We start from the raw sequence: 17,100 nt of genomic DNA, 5'->3' as shown, positions 1-17,100 counted from the left end.
TGGAGAACCATGCGCACCACCACCCGCCGCGTTCTCGCGGCCGCCGCCGGCCTGGCCCTGCTGGCCGCGCTGCCGGCCTGCGCCGACGACGAGAAGCAGGCCGCCGAGAACGTTCCCGGCGTCAGCGACTCCGAGGTCGTCATCGGCACCCACCAACCGCTCACCGGACCGGCCGCGCCCGGCTACTCGAAGATCTCCGCCGCCACCAAGGCGTACTTCGAGCACGTCAACGCCAAGGGCGGCGTGCACGGCCGGAAAATCGTCTACAAGGTCATGGACGACGGCTACAACCCCGCCAACACCGAGAACGTGGTCCGCAAGCTGGTGCTCGACGACAAGGTCTTCGCGCTGCTCGGCGGCCTCGGCACGCCCACGCACACGAACGTGCTGGAGTTCGTCAAGACGCAGAAGGTGCCGGACCTGTTCGTCGCCTCCGGCAGCCGCAACTGGAACGAGCCGGACAAGTACCCGACGACGTTCGGCTGGCAGCCCGACTACACGGTCGAGGGCAAGATCCTGGCCAGCTACGTCAAGCGGGAGTTCCCCGGCGCGAAGGTCTGCCACTTCGGGCAGAACGACGACTTCGGGCGGGACTCGCTGGTCGGCGTCGAGCAGGTCCTCGGCCCGGTCGCGGCGAAGCAGACGTACACCACCACCAACCAGCAGGTCGGCCCGGCGATCGGGGCGCTGCGCGCGGCCGGCTGCCAGGTGGTCATCTCGGCGACCATCCCCGGCTTCACCGCGCTGGCCATGGGCCAGGCCGCCGGGCAGGGCTTCAAGGCGCAGTGGGTGGTGTCCAACGTGGGCGCCGACTACACCACGCTGGCCGCCCAGCTCGGCGACAAGAAGGTGATCCTCGAGGGCATGGTGGCCGACAACTACCTGCCGAACGTGGCCGACACCGCGAACCCGTGGATCCAGGAGTTCACCAAGATCCACCAGAAGTACAACGCGGGCAACCCGGTCGACGGCAACGCCATCTACGGCTACTCGATGGCGTACACGTTCGTCCAGGCGATGCTCGCCGCCGGGCCCGACCCCACCCGGGAGAAGCTGGTCGAGGCCGTGCGCAAGGGCGGCTTCCGCGGGCCCGGCCTGGTCCCCTTCCGGTACGCCGACGGCGTGCACGCCGGCTACGGCGGCGTCCGGCTCACCAAGGTGAGCAACGGCGTGCAGGAGTACTTCGGTCCCGCGTACACCACGGACGACGGCGACGGCGCGGTCACCGAGTTCACCGAGCCGCCGACGAACCCGCCCGCCGACGCGGTGCCGACCGCCTGAGGCGTCCCGCCGGGCGGCCGGGTGCCGGTCGCCCGGCGGTACGCACGTAGAGTTGCCGCCGGTACCCGAGCAACAGGAGATCCGTACCCATGATCGAGGTGGAGGCCGACCCGCCGGAGCGGGTGGACGGCCGGGCGGCGCGAGCCGAGCGGACCCGGGCCGCGATCGTGGAGGCGCACCTGGCCCTGATCGACTCCGGTGACCTGCGCCCCACCGGGGAACGGATCGCCGAGCGGGCCGGGGTGTCGCTGCGCACGCTCTGGACCAACTTCAAGGACATGGAGACGCTGTTCGCCGCGACCGGGCGGCGGGTCGGCGAGCGGCAGGCCGCGCTCTGGCGGCCGGTGTCGCCGGAACTGCCGCTGACCGCCCGGATCGCCGCGTTCTGCGACCAGCGCGCCCGGCTGCTGGAGGTGCTGGCGCCCTCGGCCCGCGCGTCGGCGCTGCGGGAGCCGTTCTCCCCGCAGTTGCGCCGCAACCGGGAGGCGGCGGTCGCCCGGGTCCGGCACGAGATCGAGGCGGTGTTCGCCCCGGAGCTGGCGCACGCCGGTCCGGGCCGCGCGCAGTTGCTGGACGCGCTGACGGTGGCCGGCACCTGGTCGTCCTGGTCGATGATGCGCGACTCGATGGGTCTCGACGTGGACGCCGCCCGAGCCGTGATGGCCCGGATGCTCGGCGCGTTGCTGGTCGACGCGATCGCCGCCGGCCTGCGCTGAGCGCCCCGGCGGCCGGTCAGGCGATCTCGCCGGTGGTGGCGATCTCGCCGAGCTGGCCCAGCGTGCTCAGGTACGCCTCGTGCAGCTCGTCGGTGGCCGCCGTGCACGCGTCGGAGACGGTGACGATGCGGTACCCGTTGTCGACCGCCTGGTAGGCGGTGGCGGCGACGGCCAGGTTCGTCGCGACGCCGGTGAACACCACGGTCCGCACGCCCCGGCCGCGCAGGATCAGGTCCAGTTCGGTGCCGGAGAATCCGCCGAGCCGGGTGCCGGTGACCACGACGTCGCCGGGCTGTCGCCCGACCTCGTCGACGATGCGGGTCTTCGGGTCGCCCTCCAGGAACGCCCCGCGTTCGGCGATCATTGCGAAGCTCGGGGTGTTGGTGATCAGGTCCGGGTAGCCGGGCCGGTAGGCGACCCGGGTGAAGACCACGAGGCCGCCCGCTGCCCGCGCGGCGGCGGCGACCCGGGCCGCGTTCGCCGCCACGCCGTGCCGGGCCACCTGGTCGGCGAAGAACGGGCCGAAGACGCCGTCCGGGCTGACCACCTCGGGTTGCCAGTGGACGCCCACGACCGCGGTGTGCTCCCAGTCGATGCGCTGCATGTCGATCCCGTCACGGTGCGGAGAGCTGCTGTGGCGCCAGCTCGTAACGGCTCAGGCCGCCGGCGGCGGTGCTCCTGCCGAAGGCGTCCAGCCGCCCCCAACGACCGGGGATGTCGAGCAACGCCACGTAGTCGAGGCTAGCAGGCAGAGCCGGCCGGGCCACGAGATCGTCGCCGACCGGCCGCAGGCCGAGCATCGTCCGCAGGAGCAGCAGCGGCGCTCCGGCCGACCACGCCTGCGGGCTGCACGCGGTCGGATACCGGATCGGGTAGCGGGTCTCGGACCGGCCGTGCCCGGCGAACGCCTCCGGCAGCCGGCCGTCGTAGAAGGCCGCCGCGTCCAGGATGCCGGCCGCGACGCGGGCCGCCTCCTCGGCGTACCCGTAGCGCCGCAGTCCCCAGGCGATGAACGAGTTGTCGAACGGCCAGATGGTCCCGACGTGGTAGCCCACCGGGTTGTAGCGCGCCTCGCCCTCGGCCAGCGTGCGGACACCCCAGCCGCTGAACATCGCCGGTGACATCAGGTGCCGCACCAGGGCCTCGGCCTTCGGCTCCTCGACGATGCCGCTCCACAGCAGGTGGCCGATGTTCGACGACAGGGCGTCCACCTTGCTGCCGTCGCCGTCCAGCGCCAGCGCCATGTACTCGCCGTCGTCGATCCAGAAGTCGTGGTTGAAGCGGCGCTTGAGGTCGGCGGCGTCCCGCTCCAGCCGGTCCGCGTACGCCGCGTCGTGCCAGATCTCGCGGGCCAGCCGGGCGGTGCGCACCTTCGCGTCGTACGCGTACCCCTGGAGTTCGCAGGTGGCGCGCGGGAAGCCCGGCAGCCGGCCGTCGCGGTAGGAGATGCTGTCCCAGGAGTCCTTCCAGCACTGGTTCTCCAGGCCGTTCACCGGGTTGCGCCGCTCGTAGGAGACGTAGCCGTTGCCGGCCCGGTCGGCGTAGTGGTCGATCCAGTCGACGGCCGCCCGCGCCTCCTGCTCCACCGCGCGCACGAGGGCGGCGTCGCCGGTCCACCGCTCGTACTCGTCGAGCAGCACGAGGAACAGGGGAGTGGCGTCCGCGCTGCCGAAGTAGGGGCTGTGCGGCGTCTCGTCGAAGACGGTCAGCTCGCCGTAGCGCATCTCGTGCAGGATCCGGCCCGGCTCCTCCTCCCGGAAGTCGTCGATCCGGCTGCCCTGGCGGAACGCGAGCACGGTGAGCGTGGTGGCGGCGAGCTCCGGTGCGAACGGCAGCGCCTGGAGGCTGGTGAGGATGCTGTCGCGGCCGAACAGGCTCATGAACCAGGGCAGCCCGGCGGCCAGCACGCACCCGGTCCCGGCGAGGAACGGGCTGAACCGCAGCGCGGCCAGGTCGATGAGGCTCTGCCGGTAGGTGTTCTGCAACGGCCCCCAGCTGGTCTCCAGTCGCGGCGCCCGGTCCAGCCACTCCCGTAGCTCGGCGGGCTTGTCCCGGGCGTTGCCCTCGACCCGTCCGGGCAGGCTGAGCCGTTCCAGCCCGCGGGGCAGGGGGAGGTCCGGCTCGGCGGTCAGCCGGGTCTGCCACCGGCCGTGCGGTTCGATGTGCACGCGCAGCGTCAGGCCGTTCTCGTCCACCTCCGCCGGAGCCGTCGCCGACACGATCGTCTCGCGGCGGTAGCGTTCGCGCTGGTAACCCAGGACGAGTCGCGGGCCGTCGACCCGCCGGTAGTGCCGCCCCTCCCGGTTCGTCGTGCCCTCCTTGACCGCGAAGAGGTCCGCGAAGTCCGCGTCCACCTCGATCCGTACGGTCAGGTCGACGGCTCGCCGGTCGTTGTTGACCAGGACCAGTTCCTCGTGGAGTCCGCTGTTCAGCCTGTGGGTGCGGCGCACCTCGAGCGTGCTGTTGACGTAGACGTCCTGCGCGCCCGGGACCAGGTAGAACCGGTTCTCGAAGTACTGGATGTCGTCGATGGACAGCGTGCTGAGCCGCTCGCCGTCGATGGTGAGCTGCCACCGGGACAGCAGGCGGGTGTCGTGGGCGAACAGGCCGTGGGTGCCGTCGGCCGCCGGGACGATGTCGCCGGCCCGGTCGCAGACCAGGAAGATCGTCCCGTCGAAGATGCCGACGTGGTCGTCACCCATGATCGTCTCCCCGGTGTCCTTCCGGGCGCGAGCCGGGCGGGGAGGGGAACAGCCGGCGTACGGTCGCGAACAGCCGGGGGCTGCCCTCCACCTCGGCCTCGCCGCGCAGGACGGTGGTCAGGAAGTACGCCTCGCCCCGGGCGATCCGGTCGAAGACGGCCCGGTCCGCCCGGACGACCGCGTCCCCGCCGGTGGCCTGCCGTGCCGCGGTGACCTCGCCCCGGGCGATGGAGACCAGCCAGTGGTCGACCGACCCGTCACCGGCGATGTCGAACCGGACGCTGCCCTCGTGGAGCGCTGTCAGCCCGCGCTGCCGGCGCTGCCCCAGGCTCCGGAAGAACTCTTCGGTGGCGTCGACCATCGGCCCTCCTCCCGATGGCGCTATTCCCCGCCACGGGGCCTGTCGCCTCACCCGGATCGGGTGAAACCGCTGATCTAGTCCTCGCGCAGGCGGCGCAGGATGCGGGTCAGCTCGTCCCGGTCGTCCGGCGAGAGCGCGCCGAAGAACCGTTCCGCCTCGGTGGCCCGCGCCTGCCGGATCGCGGCGCCCACCCGCTCGCCCTCGGCGGTGGGCGCGACCAGCGTGGCCCGCCGGTCGGCCGGGTCGGGCCGGCGTTCGACCAGCCCGCGCTCCTGCAACCCGTCGATCACCTCGGTGGCCGATCGCGGCGCGATGCGCAGGTGCTCGGCGAGCGCGCCGGGACGCAGCGCGCCGTGACGCATCAGCACACCCAGCGCCCGCGCCTGCCCGGGGCTGATCTCCCACGGCGCAAGCGCGCGCTTGGTCTGGTGCCGCAGCCGGCGGGTCACCGCCCAGAACGTCTCGGCCAGGCTCTCGTCGCTGCCGTCCACGGGGAATACGGTAACAGGCTTTCGTGTTGTTCCCTCATGTTGAGGTAACCTCAGCATTGTCCCCCCACATGAGGAGCACCCTTGGATCGCATCCCCGACGGCCGCCGCGACGGCCGAACCGTCTCCCCGGCCGAGAAGGCCCAGGCCCGCGACGTGTCCCTGCGCCGGATCGGCGGCCTGTTCACCGCCCACCGCGGCCCGCTCGCCACCGTGGTGGCGATCATCGTGGCGTCCTCGATCATCGCGATGGCCACGCCGTTCCTGCTGCGTACCGTGATCGACAGGGCCCTGCCCGAGCGTGACCTGACCCTGCTGGCCTGGCTGGTCGCGGGCATGGTCGCGGTCGCCGCCGTCACCGCCGTGCTCGGCGTCGCCCAGACCTGGATCTCCACCCGCGTCGGCCAGCAGGTCATGCACCGGCTGCGCGCCGACGTCTTCGCCCACCTCCAGCGGCAGTCGATCGGCTTCTTCGTGCGCACCCGCACCGGCGAGGTCCAGTCGCGCATCACCAACGACATCGGCGGCATGCAGGCGGTCGTCACCTCCACCGCCACCTCGATCGCCGCCAACCTCACCACAGTGGTCGCCACCACCATCGCCATGCTGGCGCTGAGCTGGCGCCTCACGCTCGTCTCGGCGGTCGTGCTGCCGCCCGCGCTGTGGCTCACCCGCCGCGTCGCCCGGCTGCGCCGGGAGATCACCGCCCAGCGCCAGCGCGAGCTGGCCGACCTCACCGTGACCATCGAGGAGGGGCTGTCGGTCAGTGGCGTCCGGCTGGCCAAGACGCTCGGCACCGGCCCGGCCCTGGTCGACCGGTTCACCGCGTCCTCGGCCCGCCTGGTCGACCTGGAACTGCGCTCCGAACTGGCCGGACGCTGGCGGATGGCCGCCATGAGCATCGTCTTTGCCGCCATCCCCGCGGTGATCTACCTCGGCGCCGGGTTGCCCGGCACCGCCGGCACGCTCACCATCGGCACGCTCGTCGCGTTCACCGCCCTGCAGGGCAACCTGTTCCGGCCGCTGATGGGCCTGCTCAACGTGGGCGTCACGCTCACCGCGTCGCTCGCCCTGTTCGCCCGCATCTTCGAATACCTCGACCTGCCCGTCGAGGTCGCCGAGCCGGCCCGCCCGGTCCCGCTCGACCCGGCCACCGCCCGCGGCCACCTGCGCGTCGAGGACGTCACCTTCAGCTACCCGGGCAGCGACACCGCCGCCCTCGCGGGCGTCAGCCTGGACGTCCCGGCCGGCACCAGCCTCGCCCTGGTGGGGGAGACCGGCTCCGGCAAGAGCACGCTCGCCGCGCTGATCAGCCGGCTGCACGACCCGGACGCCGGCCGTATCACCATCGACGGGATCGACCTGCGCGACCTGCGCCCGGCCGATCTGGCCGCCGTCGTGGGCGTGGTCAGCCAGGAGACGTACCTGCTGCACGGCACCGTGCGGGACAACCTCCGGTACGCGCGTCCGGCCGCCACCGACGCCGACATCGAGGCCGCCGCCCGCGCCGCCCGCATCCACGACCTCATCGCCGCGCTGCCCGACGGGTACGACACCATGGTCGGCTCGCGCGGCCACCGGTTCTCCGGCGGCGAGCAGCAGCGCCTGGCGATCGCCCGGACCCTGCTGCGCGACCCGCGGATCCTGGTGCTGGACGAGGCGACCAGCGCGCTGGACACCGAGACCGAACGCGCGGTCCAGCGGGCGCTGGACGAGCTGGCCCGGGGCCGCACCGTGGTGACCATCGCGCACCGGCTCTCCACCGTGCGCGACGCCGACCGGATCGCGGTGCTCGACCACGGCCGGATCGTCGAGTCCGGCACCCACGACGCGCTGCTGGACCGGCGCGGCCGCTACGCCGCCCTGGTCGGCTGACCGTAGGAAAGTTTTGATCGAGCATTCATCCGTGTAGCTATTTACCCGGCCTCCGCGCGGCCCATAGCATCGACCTGGATCACTCGATGCGAGGAGGGGAACGATGTCGCTGATGACCACCGCCGCCCGGTGGCGCGTGCCGGCGCTGCTCACGACCGCCGTCGTCGCGGGCGCGATGCTCGGCGTGCAGCCCGCGCAGGCCGCCCGGCCGGGCTTCCGGATGCCGTTCCTGTGCGGCCAGACCTGGCAGGGCAACAACTGGAACGGGCACAGCCCGGCTCACGCCATCGACTGGAACCACTACGACGCCAACGGCAGCCCGGACGACCTCAACCGCCGGACGGTCGCCAGCGCCGCCGGCACCGTGCTGGAGTCGTACTACTCCACCACCTCCGGCTACGGGAACACCATCGTCATCGGGCACGGCGACGGCTGGCGCACCCGGTACGCCCACCTCAACTCGCGCGCGGTGGCCACTGGCGACACCGTGAAGCGCGGCGACGTCATCGGCCGGGTCGGCGCGACCTCGGCGAAGTACGACCTCAGCCCGCACCTGCACTACGAGCAGATCCACAACGGCAGCGTCGTGGTGGCCGTCGTGCAGGGCGTGACCTGGTCAGACGGGCTGAAGCGCAACCAGAAGAGCACCAACGGCTGCTGATCGGCCTCGCCGCGTACCTGACCGCCCGCCGGACCCGGCCGGACGAGGCGGCCGTAGCGGGCTGACCACCGCCGTCCGCCCGTGCGGCGCGTCAGACTGCCGGTGGCTGCGGCTCGCCGGGACGCGGTCGCTGCCCCGGAGCCGGGCGCGGCGCGGGCGGGGGGAGCAGCGGCTCCAACGGGAACAGGTCCGCCGGCCCGTCGGCGTCCGGCGCTCGCGGCGCGGGCCTCGCGCCCGCCGCCTCCGGCTGCCGGTCGCGTCGGTCCCGCTCGTCGGCGTACTCGGCGCGGCGGCGGGCCAGGTCGCGCTCGCACTCCAGCGCGATGCGCTGCTCCCAGTACGGCTGGAGCAGCCGGCGCACCCGCTCGTCCAGATGCACCGTGACGTCCGGCTCGCAGGCGAACGTCACCTCCCCGCGCGCGTACGTCCAGGGCGGTGGATCGTCCTCGGCCAGCGCCGCCGTCAGCGCGGCGTGCAGGTCACGCGGCCGGTGCGGAGGCACCTCCACCGCGTACCGGACGGCCAGCCGGTGCAGCCGCTGCGTGGCCTGCGCCTGGAAGTAGTCGACGTACCAGCCGAACAGCTCCGGCCGCGCGGTCTCCGACGACCAGGTGTAGGTGGCCCGCACCAGGAACACGTACACCTGGCCCTGCGCCGGCACCACGAGCGGCTCCGGGGCGCGCCGGTCGACGGTGGTCACCGGCGTCTCCGGCTCCTCGGTCCACCAGAGCCGCCGCAGCGTGGGCTGCGCGCCGTCCCAGAAACGCCGGGTCCGCAGGCGCGCCGCGTCGCCGAGCGCCCGCGCCCGTACCCGCCAGCGTCGCCGCCAGCCGTCGCCGGGCGCGGGCCGCTGGTCGGCCGGCCCCGGATCCTCCGGCACCGCGGTCATCGCACCCCCTCCCTGCCGGATCGCGGCACCGCGCCCCGCGGCGTCGCCGGGACGCGCGGGCCGTCGGGTGAGGGGTGGCCGGACCGCCGTGGCGGTCCGCGATCCACGCTAACAACAGCGACCGGTGTACGCGCGCAGCCGCGCGGACGGCTCCGCCCCGCCGGTTGACCGATCGGACGAGCCGTCCCGTAGTCCTATCCGTGGGACTCGGGGCGGGTTCGGTCCCGTTCACGAGACCGACCATCCAAACTCGATCGGCATGCCTTGATCTGTTATCGAAGCGCTTCGTAGCGTGAGGCTCCGCGATGCTTCGGGGGAGGACCAGAACGCATGGGCGTAGACGCTCGCCACGCCGCCGGCCAGACCGTGACGTACGTGCGGTCCCTGGCGGAGCGGCAGTACGACCGGGTCTGGACTCCGGACTTCCTGCACCTCACCCCCGACGTACAGGGCTTCGCCGTCTTCCACCGCGGTGGCCTGGTGCTGGTCTACGGCGCGGTGTCGCCGGACGACCCGGCCCGCTGGGTCTTCCGGATGGCCTGCGCGGCCGGCGCCGACGTGCCGGACATCTCCGGGGCCATGGCCTGGGCGAACATCCGCAACCGGCTGGCCGAGGAGGGGCGCTACTACTGCGTCGTCAAGGCCGACCAGAGCGCCTGCCACGTGGTGTTCGCGCTGGACGTCCGCAGCCCGCTGCTCGACGACGCCACCGCGCCCGACGCGCAGGCACTGCGCGAACTGCTGCACTTCTCGCTCGCGGTGTGCGTGCACAACGCCGTGGCGGACTTCCGCGATCTGGCGTCCTACCTGCCGGCGCGGCCCCTCGCGCCGACCGAGATCGACGCCTGGACGCTGTTCGCCGGCACCCAGGACTGATCGCGCGGCAACGGTTCGCCGGCCCGGCGCAGCCCGGCGAGCTGCACGAAGATCTCCCGCTTCGCGGTCGCGGTGCCTCGACGGTTGAGCACGTAGCCGGTCAGCCAGATCCAGCCGGTGTGCGTCACCTCGGCGCCGACCGACACGACCCGGAACGTGAGCGCCCGGTCGCCGCCGAACTGCACGGACGCTCGGCCGTCGACGCGCAGCAGGTCACCGGGTTGCGGGCGCACCGCTACCAGTGGCCGTCGTTCGGCGGGCGGCACTCGCGGGCGTGCATGGTCTGCCAGTCCCGCAGGGCGCGCTTCAGCCTGTCGTTCTCCTGCGCGAGCAGGCGTACCTGTCGGTGCAGCTCGGTCAGCTCGTCGGCGACCCGGGCCTGGAACTCGCGTACCTGATCGGGGTCGACGCCGCGCCTGCGGGCGTCGAAGGCGCGGGTGCGCACCTCGTGCGGGGTCAGCCGGGCCGGTGGGGCGGTCAGGTAGAGCCGACCGGATCGATGCGGCGTCATATCGGTCCTTCCAGGAGCGGGGGACAGGTGCGGTGGGTCTGGAGGGGCGGGCCGTCCGCACGCCGGCCGCGGGCGGCCCGCCCGCTCCGCCGCCGCAGCCCGGATCGGCGGTACGGAGGCGGAGCAGTCCGGAGGGTCGGGACGGGTACGCGCACCCGCCCCGACCGGGGGATGAGCCGAACTCGTTGCCACGCGAGGAGCGGCCCGGAATCAACATATCTAGACATCTCAGATGAGTCAACGCTGCTTGTTAGGCGAGTCGCGGTGTGATCGAATCGGATCGCCACGCGAGGAGTGCCATGCGAGAAGTGCCGGATTACTGGCGCATCGCCGATGATGTGATCGCCGACGTCAGAGGAAAGAAGCTGAAGCCGGGGGACAAGCTGCCCTCAATCGCTGAGCTGCGCGATCGCTACGACGTCAGTCATGGGACCGTGCAGATGGCGTATGCGCGGCTGGAAGCGTTGCGGGTGATCCGACGACAGCAGGGCAAGGGCGTCTTCGTGACCGATCCGAAGACCTGGATGAGAGAGCCGTAACCGGCGTCAGCCGAGCAAGCCCTCATCGGCCGGCGCGCGACTCGCGATACTGTCGGCGATGACTGGGGATGTGCGTACCGAAGACGGTTGCCGCCTTTGGGCCGACCAGGGCGGCGCCGGAGCGCCGCTGGTGCTCTGTCACGGCGGTCCGGGCATGTGGGACTACCTCGGCCCGGTCGCCCGGCTGCTCGACCGGCACGCCCGCGTCATCCGGTGGGACCAGCGTGGTTGCGGGCGCTCCGAGCGGCGCGGTCCGTACTCGATCGGCCGCTTCGTCGCCGACCTCGACGCGGTACGCGAACGCCTGGCCGGGCCGCGAACGGCGGTGCTGGGCCACTCGTGGGGCGCGCACCTGGCGCTGCGGTACGCGATCGACCACCCGGAACGGGTCAGTCACCTGATCTACGTGTCCGGCACCGGCATCGACCCCGATCGCGGCTGGCACCCGCACTACGAACGGAATCTCCGGCGGCGGCTCGGGCCGCACCTGGATCGGTGGGAGGCGCTTGGCGCACGGGACCGCACCCCGGCCGAGGATCGGGAACGGGCGGTCCTGCAGTGGTCGGCCGACTTCGCCGACCCCGACGACGCCGTGCGGCACGCCGAGGACATGGCCACGCCGTGGCTAGGTGTCAACGGCGACTGCAACCGGGCGATCAACGCCGAGGTCAAGCAGGAACTCCGCATCTGCGACCTCGCGGCGCGGTGCCGGACGCTCGACCTGCCCGTGCTGATCATCGACGGACCCGAGGACATCCGTCCCCGATGGGGCGTCGACTCGCTGGAGAAGGCGCTGCCGAACTGCCAGCGGGTCAGTCTCCCCGGATCCGGTCATCTGCCGTGGGTCGAGAATCCGCACGGCTTCCGCCGGGCGGTGACCACCTTCCTCGACGCGACGATGTAAGCCGGGGTGCCCCCGTCCGGCACGCTACCGACCTGTGGAGATCTTGGTACGAAAGGGCCCTCATAGGGGCCGTTTCGTACCAAGATCTATTCGCGTCTCGTCTGGTGAGACGTTTGTCTCGAAACTGCTCGGCCAGGGGTGCCTGTGGGTGCCATCGAGAACCAGGGGTGCCTGTGGGTGCCATCGAGAAATCGACGCAGCAACATTTATGGATGTTCGGATGGTGTCGGCGCGTCGATCGTGCTGGTCGGATGGCGGAACGGACATCGCCGTTCGACGATGACAGGAGGGACCGTGCGCACACCATCCCGTGCGTTGACGGGGACCACCGCGCTGCTGCTGGCAGCCGGTCTGGTCCTGACCGCCGCTGGCGGCGGCCAGGCGGCACCCCGGGAACAGACCCGTACCCAGGCGCCACCCGACCACCTGCCGGGCGACCGGCACGACACCAAGGCCACCGACAACCGCAAGGGCCGCGTCGCCGCCACCGAGCGGCAACGGGACCGGGCCGCCGCGCTCGGCGCGCGCGTGCGCTGGACCGACTTCGGTACGCCCGCCACGCTCACCTCCACCGGCAAGCCCCTGGCCACCGGCCTGCCCGCCGACCCGGTCGCCGCCGCGCGCGCGTACGTGGCCGCCAACCGGGACGTGCTGGGCCTGACCGCCGAGGGCGCCGCCGCGCTGGAACTGCTGACCGTGGCGCCGATGGGGCAGGGCGCGACGGTGCTGCTCCGGCAGCGCTTCGGTGACCTGCCGGCCGCCGTCGACGGCATGCTGTCGGTCGGCGTACGCGACAAAGCGGTGTGGCACGTCAGCTCCTCGCTGGCCCGGGACGCCGGTACGCCGGCCCCGGCCACGATCAGCGCCGAGCAGGCCCGCAAGGCGGCGATCGCCGATGCCGGCCGCGGCGACGCGCAGGTCATACGTACCTCATTGGTCGCGGTGCCCACCGCGGACCGTGGGCCGCGCGCGGCGTGGGAGGTGGTCCTCGGCGCGGACACCACCGGCGCGGACCCGGCCGCCTACTCCACCTACGTGGACGCCCGCGACGGCGCCGTGCTGGTCCGCGAGGACCTGATCGACCACGCCTCGGATCACCCGTCCTGGGAGGTCTTCCCGAACTCGCCCCGGGTCGACAGGTCCTCCGTCGACACCCGTAAGCGGTGGTGCGCCGTCCCGGCGCGCGGTTGCGCCGAGGTCGTCGGCGTGCCCGGGCACCCGGCCTGGGACGTGGACCCGGCGACCGGCGAGTCCACCACCACGACCAAGGGCAACAACGCGATAGCCGTGCAGAACTGGTTCAGCAACGACGCGTTCAGCGTCGGCACCGAGACCGCCACGCCCCGCCCGGACCGCAAATACGCGTACCCGTGGACGAACCAGTGGCAGGAGCAGCGCTGCAACCCGGAGGTGTTCACCTCGCCGCGCGCCAACGACATCGACGCGGCCCGGGCCAACCTGTTCGCGATGCACAACCGGATGCACGACTGGACGTACCACCTCGGGTTCACCGAGGAGACCTGGAACATGCAGCAGGACAACCTCGGCCGCGGCGGTCTCGGTAACGACCCCGAGCAGGGCAACGCCCAGGCCGGTGGCGTCAGCGGCGGCCCGCCGACGTTCCCGGCCCGCAACAACGCCAACCAGATCACCCCGCCGGACGGCGTCGCGCCGACCACCAACATGTACCTGTGGCAGCCCACCGCCGGCTCGTTCTACGCGCCCTGCGTCGACGGCGACTTCGACATGTCGGTGATCGCCCACGAGTACGGTCACGCGGTCACCAACCGCATGATCGCCGGCCCGAGCGCCGGGGTCAGCACGCCGCAGGGCATGAGCGAGAGCTGGTCCGACCAGCTCGCGATGGAGTACCTCTTCGAGCACGGGTACGCCGCGCCCGGCCGGCGCGGTTTCACCATCGGCGAGTACACCACGCAGGACCCGAACGCGGGCATCCGCAACTACAACATGAGCGACAGCCCGCTGAACTACAGCTCGCTGGACTACGACTTCGTCGGCCTGCAGGTGCACGCCTCCGGCGAGGTGTGGAGCGCCACCAACACCGACATCCGCGCGGCCATGATGCGCCGCTGGGGCAGCGGCACCCCGGCGATCCAGAAGGCGTGCGCGACCGGCGCTCGCGACGTGACCGCCTGCCCCGGCAACCGGCGCTGGATCCAGCTGGTCTTCGACTCGTTCCTGCTGATGGCGGTCAGCCAGGTCAGCATGGTCGACGCCCGGGACGCGATGCTCGCCGCCGACCGGATCCGCTTCGGCGGGGCCAACCAGGACCTGCTCTGGAACGCGTTCGCCAAGCGCGGCCTGGGGGAGGGCGCGGTCAGCGTCGGCCACACCGACCCCGACCCCACGCCGGGCTTCACCTCCCCGTACGCCCGGGAGGGCTCGCTGCGGCTCCTGCCGGTGGGCGAGCGCGGGCCGGTGGCCGGTGCGCAGCTGTTCGTCGGGCGCTACCAGGCGCGGGCCGTGCCGGTCGCGGACACCGACGCGGCGACCCCGCTGACCGACCGGGTGGACCTGGTGCCCGGCACGTACGAGTTCGTGGTGCGGGCCCCCGGCTACGGGCACACCCGGATCGGCCCGGTGACGATCAAGGCGGGCCAGAACCGGACGCTGCCGGTGAAGCTGCGACCCAACCTGGCCTCGGCGACCACCGGCGCGACAGTGGCCGGTGACGGGATCAACCTGCCGCAGATCGTCGACGACGACGAGGCCACCAACTGGGCCTCGCTCGGCGCGCCGGTCGCCGGCCGGCAGGTCACCGTCGACCTGGCCGGCGGCGTCCAGCAGGTACGCCGGGTGCAGTTCAGCGCGATGCTGCGCCCGCCCGTCACCGGTGACGCGGACACCGGCACCCAGAGCCGGTACTCCGCGCTGCGGCAGTTCCGGGTCCTGGCGTGCACCGCGCAGGGGCCGGTGACGTGCGCCGACGCGGCGGACTTCCGGCCGGTCTACACCAGCAAGCCGGACGCCTTCCCGTCGGTGGCGCCGCGTCCCCGGGCGCCGGAGCTGATCATGCGATCGTTCGACATCCCGCGCACCACTGCCACGCACCTGCGCGTCGAGGTGCTGACCAACCAGTGCACCGGCGCGCCGGACTACGCCGGTGAGCAGGACGACGACCCGCGGGCGGCGACCGACTGCGCCACCGCCAGCCCGCAGGCGCAGAACGTGCGGATCGCCGAGTTCCAGGCGTTCTCGCACTAGCTCCACGCGGCGGGTGCGGACGGGCGGCCCCTGTCGTCCGTCCGCACCCGCCGCCGTGTGTTCACGCGGGGTTCGGAGCGCCGTCGCCGGATCGGGGCTGTACCGGGGGCAGGATCCCGGACAGACTGAGCGTCGACCGGTCATCAACGCCGGTCGATGCGCTGTCGTCCCGTTCAAGGAGGATCCCTTGACCCCGTTCCGCGCCGCCGTCACCCGCGTACGCCGCGCCCTCGCCGCGTCCGCCCTGGTCGCCGCCGTGGCCGCCGCCGCGCTCGTCGCCCCCGCCACTGTCTCCACCCGGCTCGCCGAACCGGCCGCTGCCGCCGTCTACGGCTCCTGCACCCAGTCCCGCTGCGCCGACGCGCGCACCGCGCGGTCCGGCTGGTCCGCGAAGAGCTTCCCGACCAGCCGCGGCTGGTACTCGTGGAGCGGCGGCCAGTGCAACTTCGCCGGCGGCCGGTTCTACAACTACGAGGGACAGCTGCCCTCCGGCGCCACCTACTACGAGTACGACGTCTACCCGCGCGCCTGCAACGCCTCCCGGGACGCGTACCGGATCGTGGTCAACAAGAGCACCGGGGCGACCTGGTTCTCACCCGACCACTACGCCAACTTCTACCGGCTCTGAGCAGCCTCGACGCCGGCCGGGCTCCCGACGCCCGGCCGGCGCCGTCGGGAAAGGACGGATCATGGGTACGCGGTTGCCGGCCTGGCTCGGGTACGACTTTGCGCCGTCCGAGCCGGACGGTGTGCCGGTCTCCGGCGTGGCCGGCCGCACCCGGGCCGGGCTGCACGAGACGCTGGCCGGTGCGCTGGACCTGCCCGACTGGTACGGCCGTAACTGGGACGCCCTGGCCGACGCGCTCGCCGACCGCCTCGACGCCGGTCCGCTGACAGTGGTCGTGACCGACGCGGCGTACCTGCTCGCCGACGAGCCGCCCGCGCAGCTCGGCACGCTGCTCGACGTGCTCGGCGCGGTCGCCGCCGGTGGCCACGAGACGCTGCGGGTGGTGCTGCACGACCACCCGGACCGGCTGCCCGCCCTGCGCGACCGCGTCGCCGCCGTGCTCGGCGGACGGCTCGCCGGCCCACCCGCCACCGGCTGATCCCACCACCCGCACCCGTCACCCTCACCCGGCCTGCCAACCGGGGCGGTGATCAAGGAGTTTGTGTCCGAATCAGGCCGCCGGAGCGACCCAAACTCCTTGATCAACGCCGCGAGGACGGGTGGTGATCATGAAGTTGGCGGGGGTGGGGAGCGCTCTCCCGGCGGTCAACTTCATGATCGACGGGGCGGGGTGGGGGTCAGGTGGGGTGGTCGAGGATGGCGCTGAAGCGCTCCTCGGCCAGGTCGAGCTGGGCCAGGATGTGCTGCTTGACCGGTGGCGACAACGGTGTGTCCGGGCGGGCGACCAGGTCGCGGAAGACCGGCACCAGCGGGCGGTACTTCGCGGCGGCGCGGGCCACCTTCGGCCCGACCGTGTGGATCACGCCCACACCGTTGTCGGTGAAGTCGGACACCTTGATCACCCGAGCCCAGGGCTCCCGTTCCAGGCTGGCCGCCACGTGCTCCCGGTACTGCTCGTCGCGGTCCCGCCCCGGGTCGTACTCCGGGTTGGTGACCGCCGCGACCAGCCGGGCGACCCGCGACCCGAACCGGCCGGACAGCGCGGCGAGCGCCGCCGAGGTCACGTCGGGCCCGGTGGCCGAAGGGTCGAGCCCGGCCAGCTCGGCGGGGTGGTCCTCGACCGCGTCGTGCAGCAGCCCGGCGACGATCACGTCCACGTCCCGCACCTGGTAGTGGTGCATCAGCCGGATCGACACCCGCAGCAGGTGGTTGAGGTACGGCTCGCGTACCCGCCGGTCGTCGCGGTGCAGGTCGGCGGCCAGGTCGAGCGCCTCGGTCAGCCGGTCGCGGTCGGCCTCGTCGAACGCCTCGATCTCCAGCCGGAACCGGGCCAGCAGGCCGGGCTCACCGTGGATCTCGGTGATCGCGTGCATCGGCATGGTGGCGAGGTACGCGGGGAACTCCATGCGTCCCTTATAGCCGATCTTCGCTAGATCCGGGGTCC

18 protein-coding genes are annotated in these 17,100 nt (G+C 72.5%); 10 read left to right on the top strand and 8 right to left on the bottom strand.

Going from position 1 to position 17,100, the window contains the following annotated elements:
* Nucleotides 1-9: 9 nt before the first annotated feature.
* Nucleotides 10-1,281 carry an ABC transporter substrate-binding protein gene (locus DQE82_RS13715; RefSeq protein ID WP_064445709.1) on the top strand — a complete coding sequence of 424 codons (1,272 nt, stop codon included), beginning with the start codon at nucleotides 10-12 and terminating at the stop codon, nucleotides 1,279-1,281.
* A gap of 89 nt (nucleotides 1,282-1,370) precedes the next feature.
* Nucleotides 1,371-1,997, top strand: coding sequence for a TetR/AcrR family transcriptional regulator (locus DQE82_RS13710; RefSeq protein ID WP_064445710.1), 627 nt, complete (start codon nucleotides 1,371-1,373; stop codon nucleotides 1,995-1,997).
* Nucleotides 1,998-2,013: 16 nt separating this feature from the next.
* On the opposite strand, the gene DQE82_RS13705 is transcribed toward DQE82_RS13710, so the two are convergent.
* The 4 genes from DQE82_RS13705 to DQE82_RS13690 all read right to left on the bottom strand — a co-directional run bounded on the left by DQE82_RS13705 (nucleotide 2,014) and on the right by DQE82_RS13690 (nucleotide 5,551).
* On the bottom strand, nucleotides 2,014-2,601 hold the full coding sequence (locus DQE82_RS13705; protein ID WP_043323509.1) for a cysteine hydrolase family protein: 588 nt from the start codon (nucleotides 2,599-2,601) through the stop codon (nucleotides 2,014-2,016).
* Between the two features lie 10 nt (nucleotides 2,602-2,611).
* Nucleotides 2,612-4,699 (bottom strand): glycogen debranching N-terminal domain-containing protein, encoded by a 2,088-nt coding sequence (locus tag DQE82_RS13700; RefSeq protein ID WP_113972882.1) that lies wholly within the window; start codon nucleotides 4,697-4,699, stop codon nucleotides 2,612-2,614.
* Nucleotides 4,692-5,060, bottom strand: coding sequence for an SCP2 sterol-binding domain-containing protein (locus tag DQE82_RS13695; RefSeq protein ID WP_064445712.1), 369 nt, complete (start codon nucleotides 5,058-5,060; stop codon nucleotides 4,692-4,694). Before DQE82_RS13695 ends, DQE82_RS13700 begins: the two co-directional genes overlap by 8 nt.
* Before the next feature lie 74 nt (nucleotides 5,061-5,134).
* The gene (locus DQE82_RS13690) at nucleotides 5,135-5,551 is read right to left on the bottom strand and encodes a MarR family winged helix-turn-helix transcriptional regulator (protein WP_064445713.1); all 417 of its coding nucleotides are present in this window, start codon (nucleotides 5,549-5,551) and stop codon (nucleotides 5,135-5,137) included.
* Nucleotides 5,552-5,641: 90 nt separating this feature from the next.
* Between DQE82_RS13690 and DQE82_RS13685 the strand changes: the two genes are divergently transcribed.
* Entirely contained in the window at nucleotides 5,642-7,423 is a 1,782-nt protein-coding gene (locus DQE82_RS13685) for an ABC transporter ATP-binding protein (protein ID WP_370446796.1), read from the top strand.
* 103 nt (nucleotides 7,424-7,526) lie between these two features.
* Nucleotides 7,527-8,084 carry a M23 family metallopeptidase gene (locus DQE82_RS13680; RefSeq protein ID WP_083297014.1) on the top strand — a complete coding sequence of 186 codons (558 nt, stop codon included), beginning with the start codon at nucleotides 7,527-7,529 and terminating at the stop codon, nucleotides 8,082-8,084.
* A 91-nt stretch (nucleotides 8,085-8,175) separates the two neighbouring features.
* Here the strand turns inward: DQE82_RS13680 and DQE82_RS13675 are convergent, their stop codons facing one another.
* Nucleotides 8,176-8,973 carry a hypothetical protein gene (locus DQE82_RS13675; RefSeq protein WP_113972880.1) on the bottom strand — a complete coding sequence of 266 codons (798 nt, stop codon included), beginning with the start codon at nucleotides 8,971-8,973 and terminating at the stop codon, nucleotides 8,176-8,178.
* Between the two features lie 330 nt (nucleotides 8,974-9,303).
* On the opposite strand from DQE82_RS13675, the gene DQE82_RS13670 reads away from it, so the two are divergent.
* Nucleotides 9,304-9,849: a hypothetical protein gene (locus DQE82_RS13670; protein ID WP_113972879.1), complete on the top strand. Its 546-nt coding sequence runs from the start codon at nucleotides 9,304-9,306 to the stop codon at nucleotides 9,847-9,849.
* Here the strand turns inward: DQE82_RS13670 and DQE82_RS13665 are convergent.
* Together DQE82_RS13665 and DQE82_RS13660 are read right to left on the bottom strand one after the other, a co-directional pair.
* Nucleotides 9,777-10,082, bottom strand: a complete 306-nt coding sequence (locus DQE82_RS13665) for a hypothetical protein (RefSeq protein WP_113972878.1) — start codon at nucleotides 10,080-10,082, stop codon at nucleotides 9,777-9,779. The genes DQE82_RS13670 and DQE82_RS13665 overlap by 73 nt on opposite strands.
* Before the next feature lie 2 nt (nucleotides 10,083-10,084).
* Nucleotides 10,085-10,360 carry a DivIVA domain-containing protein gene (locus DQE82_RS13660; protein ID WP_064445717.1) on the bottom strand — a complete coding sequence of 92 codons (276 nt, stop codon included), beginning with the start codon at nucleotides 10,358-10,360 and terminating at the stop codon, nucleotides 10,085-10,087.
* A 299-nt stretch (nucleotides 10,361-10,659) separates the two neighbouring features.
* Here DQE82_RS13660 and DQE82_RS13655 point away from each other — a divergent pair, with 299 nt between their 5' ends.
* The 5 genes from DQE82_RS13655 to DQE82_RS13635 all read left to right on the top strand — a co-directional run bounded on the left by DQE82_RS13655 (nucleotide 10,660) and on the right by DQE82_RS13635 (nucleotide 16,134).
* Nucleotides 10,660-10,899 (top strand): winged helix-turn-helix domain-containing protein, encoded by a 240-nt coding sequence (locus DQE82_RS13655; RefSeq protein ID WP_064445718.1) that lies wholly within the window; start codon nucleotides 10,660-10,662, stop codon nucleotides 10,897-10,899.
* Between the two features lie 58 nt (nucleotides 10,900-10,957).
* Nucleotides 10,958-11,803 carry an alpha/beta fold hydrolase gene (locus DQE82_RS13650; protein ID WP_113972877.1) on the top strand — a complete coding sequence of 282 codons (846 nt, stop codon included), beginning with the start codon at nucleotides 10,958-10,960 and terminating at the stop codon, nucleotides 11,801-11,803.
* Nucleotides 11,804-12,118: 315 nt separating this feature from the next.
* Nucleotides 12,119-15,028 (top strand): M36 family metallopeptidase, encoded by a 2,910-nt coding sequence (locus DQE82_RS13645; protein WP_255423710.1) that lies wholly within the window; start codon nucleotides 12,119-12,121, stop codon nucleotides 15,026-15,028.
* Nucleotides 15,029-15,215: 187 nt separating this feature from the next.
* Nucleotides 15,216-15,656 carry a ribonuclease domain-containing protein gene (locus DQE82_RS13640; protein ID WP_030499301.1) on the top strand — a complete coding sequence of 147 codons (441 nt, stop codon included), beginning with the start codon at nucleotides 15,216-15,218 and terminating at the stop codon, nucleotides 15,654-15,656.
* A gap of 61 nt (nucleotides 15,657-15,717) precedes the next feature.
* On the top strand, nucleotides 15,718-16,134 hold the full coding sequence (locus tag DQE82_RS13635; RefSeq protein WP_064445722.1) for a barstar family protein: 417 nt from the start codon (nucleotides 15,718-15,720) through the stop codon (nucleotides 16,132-16,134).
* Nucleotides 16,135-16,333: 199 nt separating this feature from the next.
* On the opposite strand, the gene DQE82_RS13630 is transcribed toward DQE82_RS13635, so the two are convergent.
* Nucleotides 16,334-17,062 carry an HD domain-containing protein gene (locus tag DQE82_RS13630; protein WP_113972875.1) on the bottom strand — a complete coding sequence of 243 codons (729 nt, stop codon included), beginning with the start codon at nucleotides 17,060-17,062 and terminating at the stop codon, nucleotides 16,334-16,336.
* Between the last annotated feature and the right edge of the window lie 38 nt (nucleotides 17,063-17,100).

The sequence above is a fragment of the Micromonospora sp. LHW51205 genome (genome assembly GCF_003315815.1).
Taxonomy (GTDB): Bacteria; Actinomycetota; Actinomycetes; order Mycobacteriales; family Micromonosporaceae; genus Micromonospora; species Micromonospora chalcea.
The sequence above is the reverse complement of the archived record's forward strand: the minus strand, read 5'-3'. Positions and strand labels throughout refer to the sequence as shown.

What these genes read in the sequence shown, in the direction of transcription:
- DQE82_RS13715 (WP_064445709.1), top strand. Translation starts at nt 10, where the DNA reads ATGCGCACCACCACCCGCCGCGTTCTCGCGGCCGCCGCCGGCCTGGCC.
- DQE82_RS13710 (WP_064445710.1), top strand. Translation starts at nt 1,371, where the DNA reads ATGATCGAGGTGGAGGCCGACCCGCCGGAGCGGGTGGACGGCCGGGCG.
- DQE82_RS13705 (WP_043323509.1), bottom strand. Translation starts at nt 2,601, where the DNA reads ATGCAGCGCATCGACTGGGAGCACACCGCGGTCGTGGGCGTCCACTGG.
- DQE82_RS13700 (WP_113972882.1), bottom strand. Translation starts at nt 4,699, where the DNA reads ATGGGTGACGACCACGTCGGCATCTTCGACGGGACGATCTTCCTGGTC.
- DQE82_RS13695 (WP_064445712.1), bottom strand. Translation starts at nt 5,060, where the DNA reads ATGGTCGACGCCACCGAAGAGTTCTTCCGGAGCCTGGGGCAGCGCCGG.
- DQE82_RS13680 (WP_083297014.1), top strand. Translation starts at nt 7,527, where the DNA reads ATGTCGCTGATGACCACCGCCGCCCGGTGGCGCGTGCCGGCGCTGCTC.
- DQE82_RS13675 (WP_113972880.1), bottom strand. Translation starts at nt 8,973, where the DNA reads ATGACCGCGGTGCCGGAGGATCCGGGGCCGGCCGACCAGCGGCCCGCG.
- DQE82_RS13670 (WP_113972879.1), top strand. Translation starts at nt 9,304, where the DNA reads ATGGGCGTAGACGCTCGCCACGCCGCCGGCCAGACCGTGACGTACGTG.
- DQE82_RS13660 (WP_064445717.1), bottom strand. Translation starts at nt 10,360, where the DNA reads ATGACGCCGCATCGATCCGGTCGGCTCTACCTGACCGCCCCACCGGCC.
- DQE82_RS13655 (WP_064445718.1), top strand. Translation starts at nt 10,660, where the DNA reads ATGCGAGAAGTGCCGGATTACTGGCGCATCGCCGATGATGTGATCGCC.
- DQE82_RS13650 (WP_113972877.1), top strand. Translation starts at nt 10,958, where the DNA reads ATGACTGGGGATGTGCGTACCGAAGACGGTTGCCGCCTTTGGGCCGAC.
- DQE82_RS13635 (WP_064445722.1), top strand. Translation starts at nt 15,718, where the DNA reads ATGGGTACGCGGTTGCCGGCCTGGCTCGGGTACGACTTTGCGCCGTCC.
- DQE82_RS13630 (WP_113972875.1), bottom strand. Translation starts at nt 17,062, where the DNA reads ATGGAGTTCCCCGCGTACCTCGCCACCATGCCGATGCACGCGATCACC.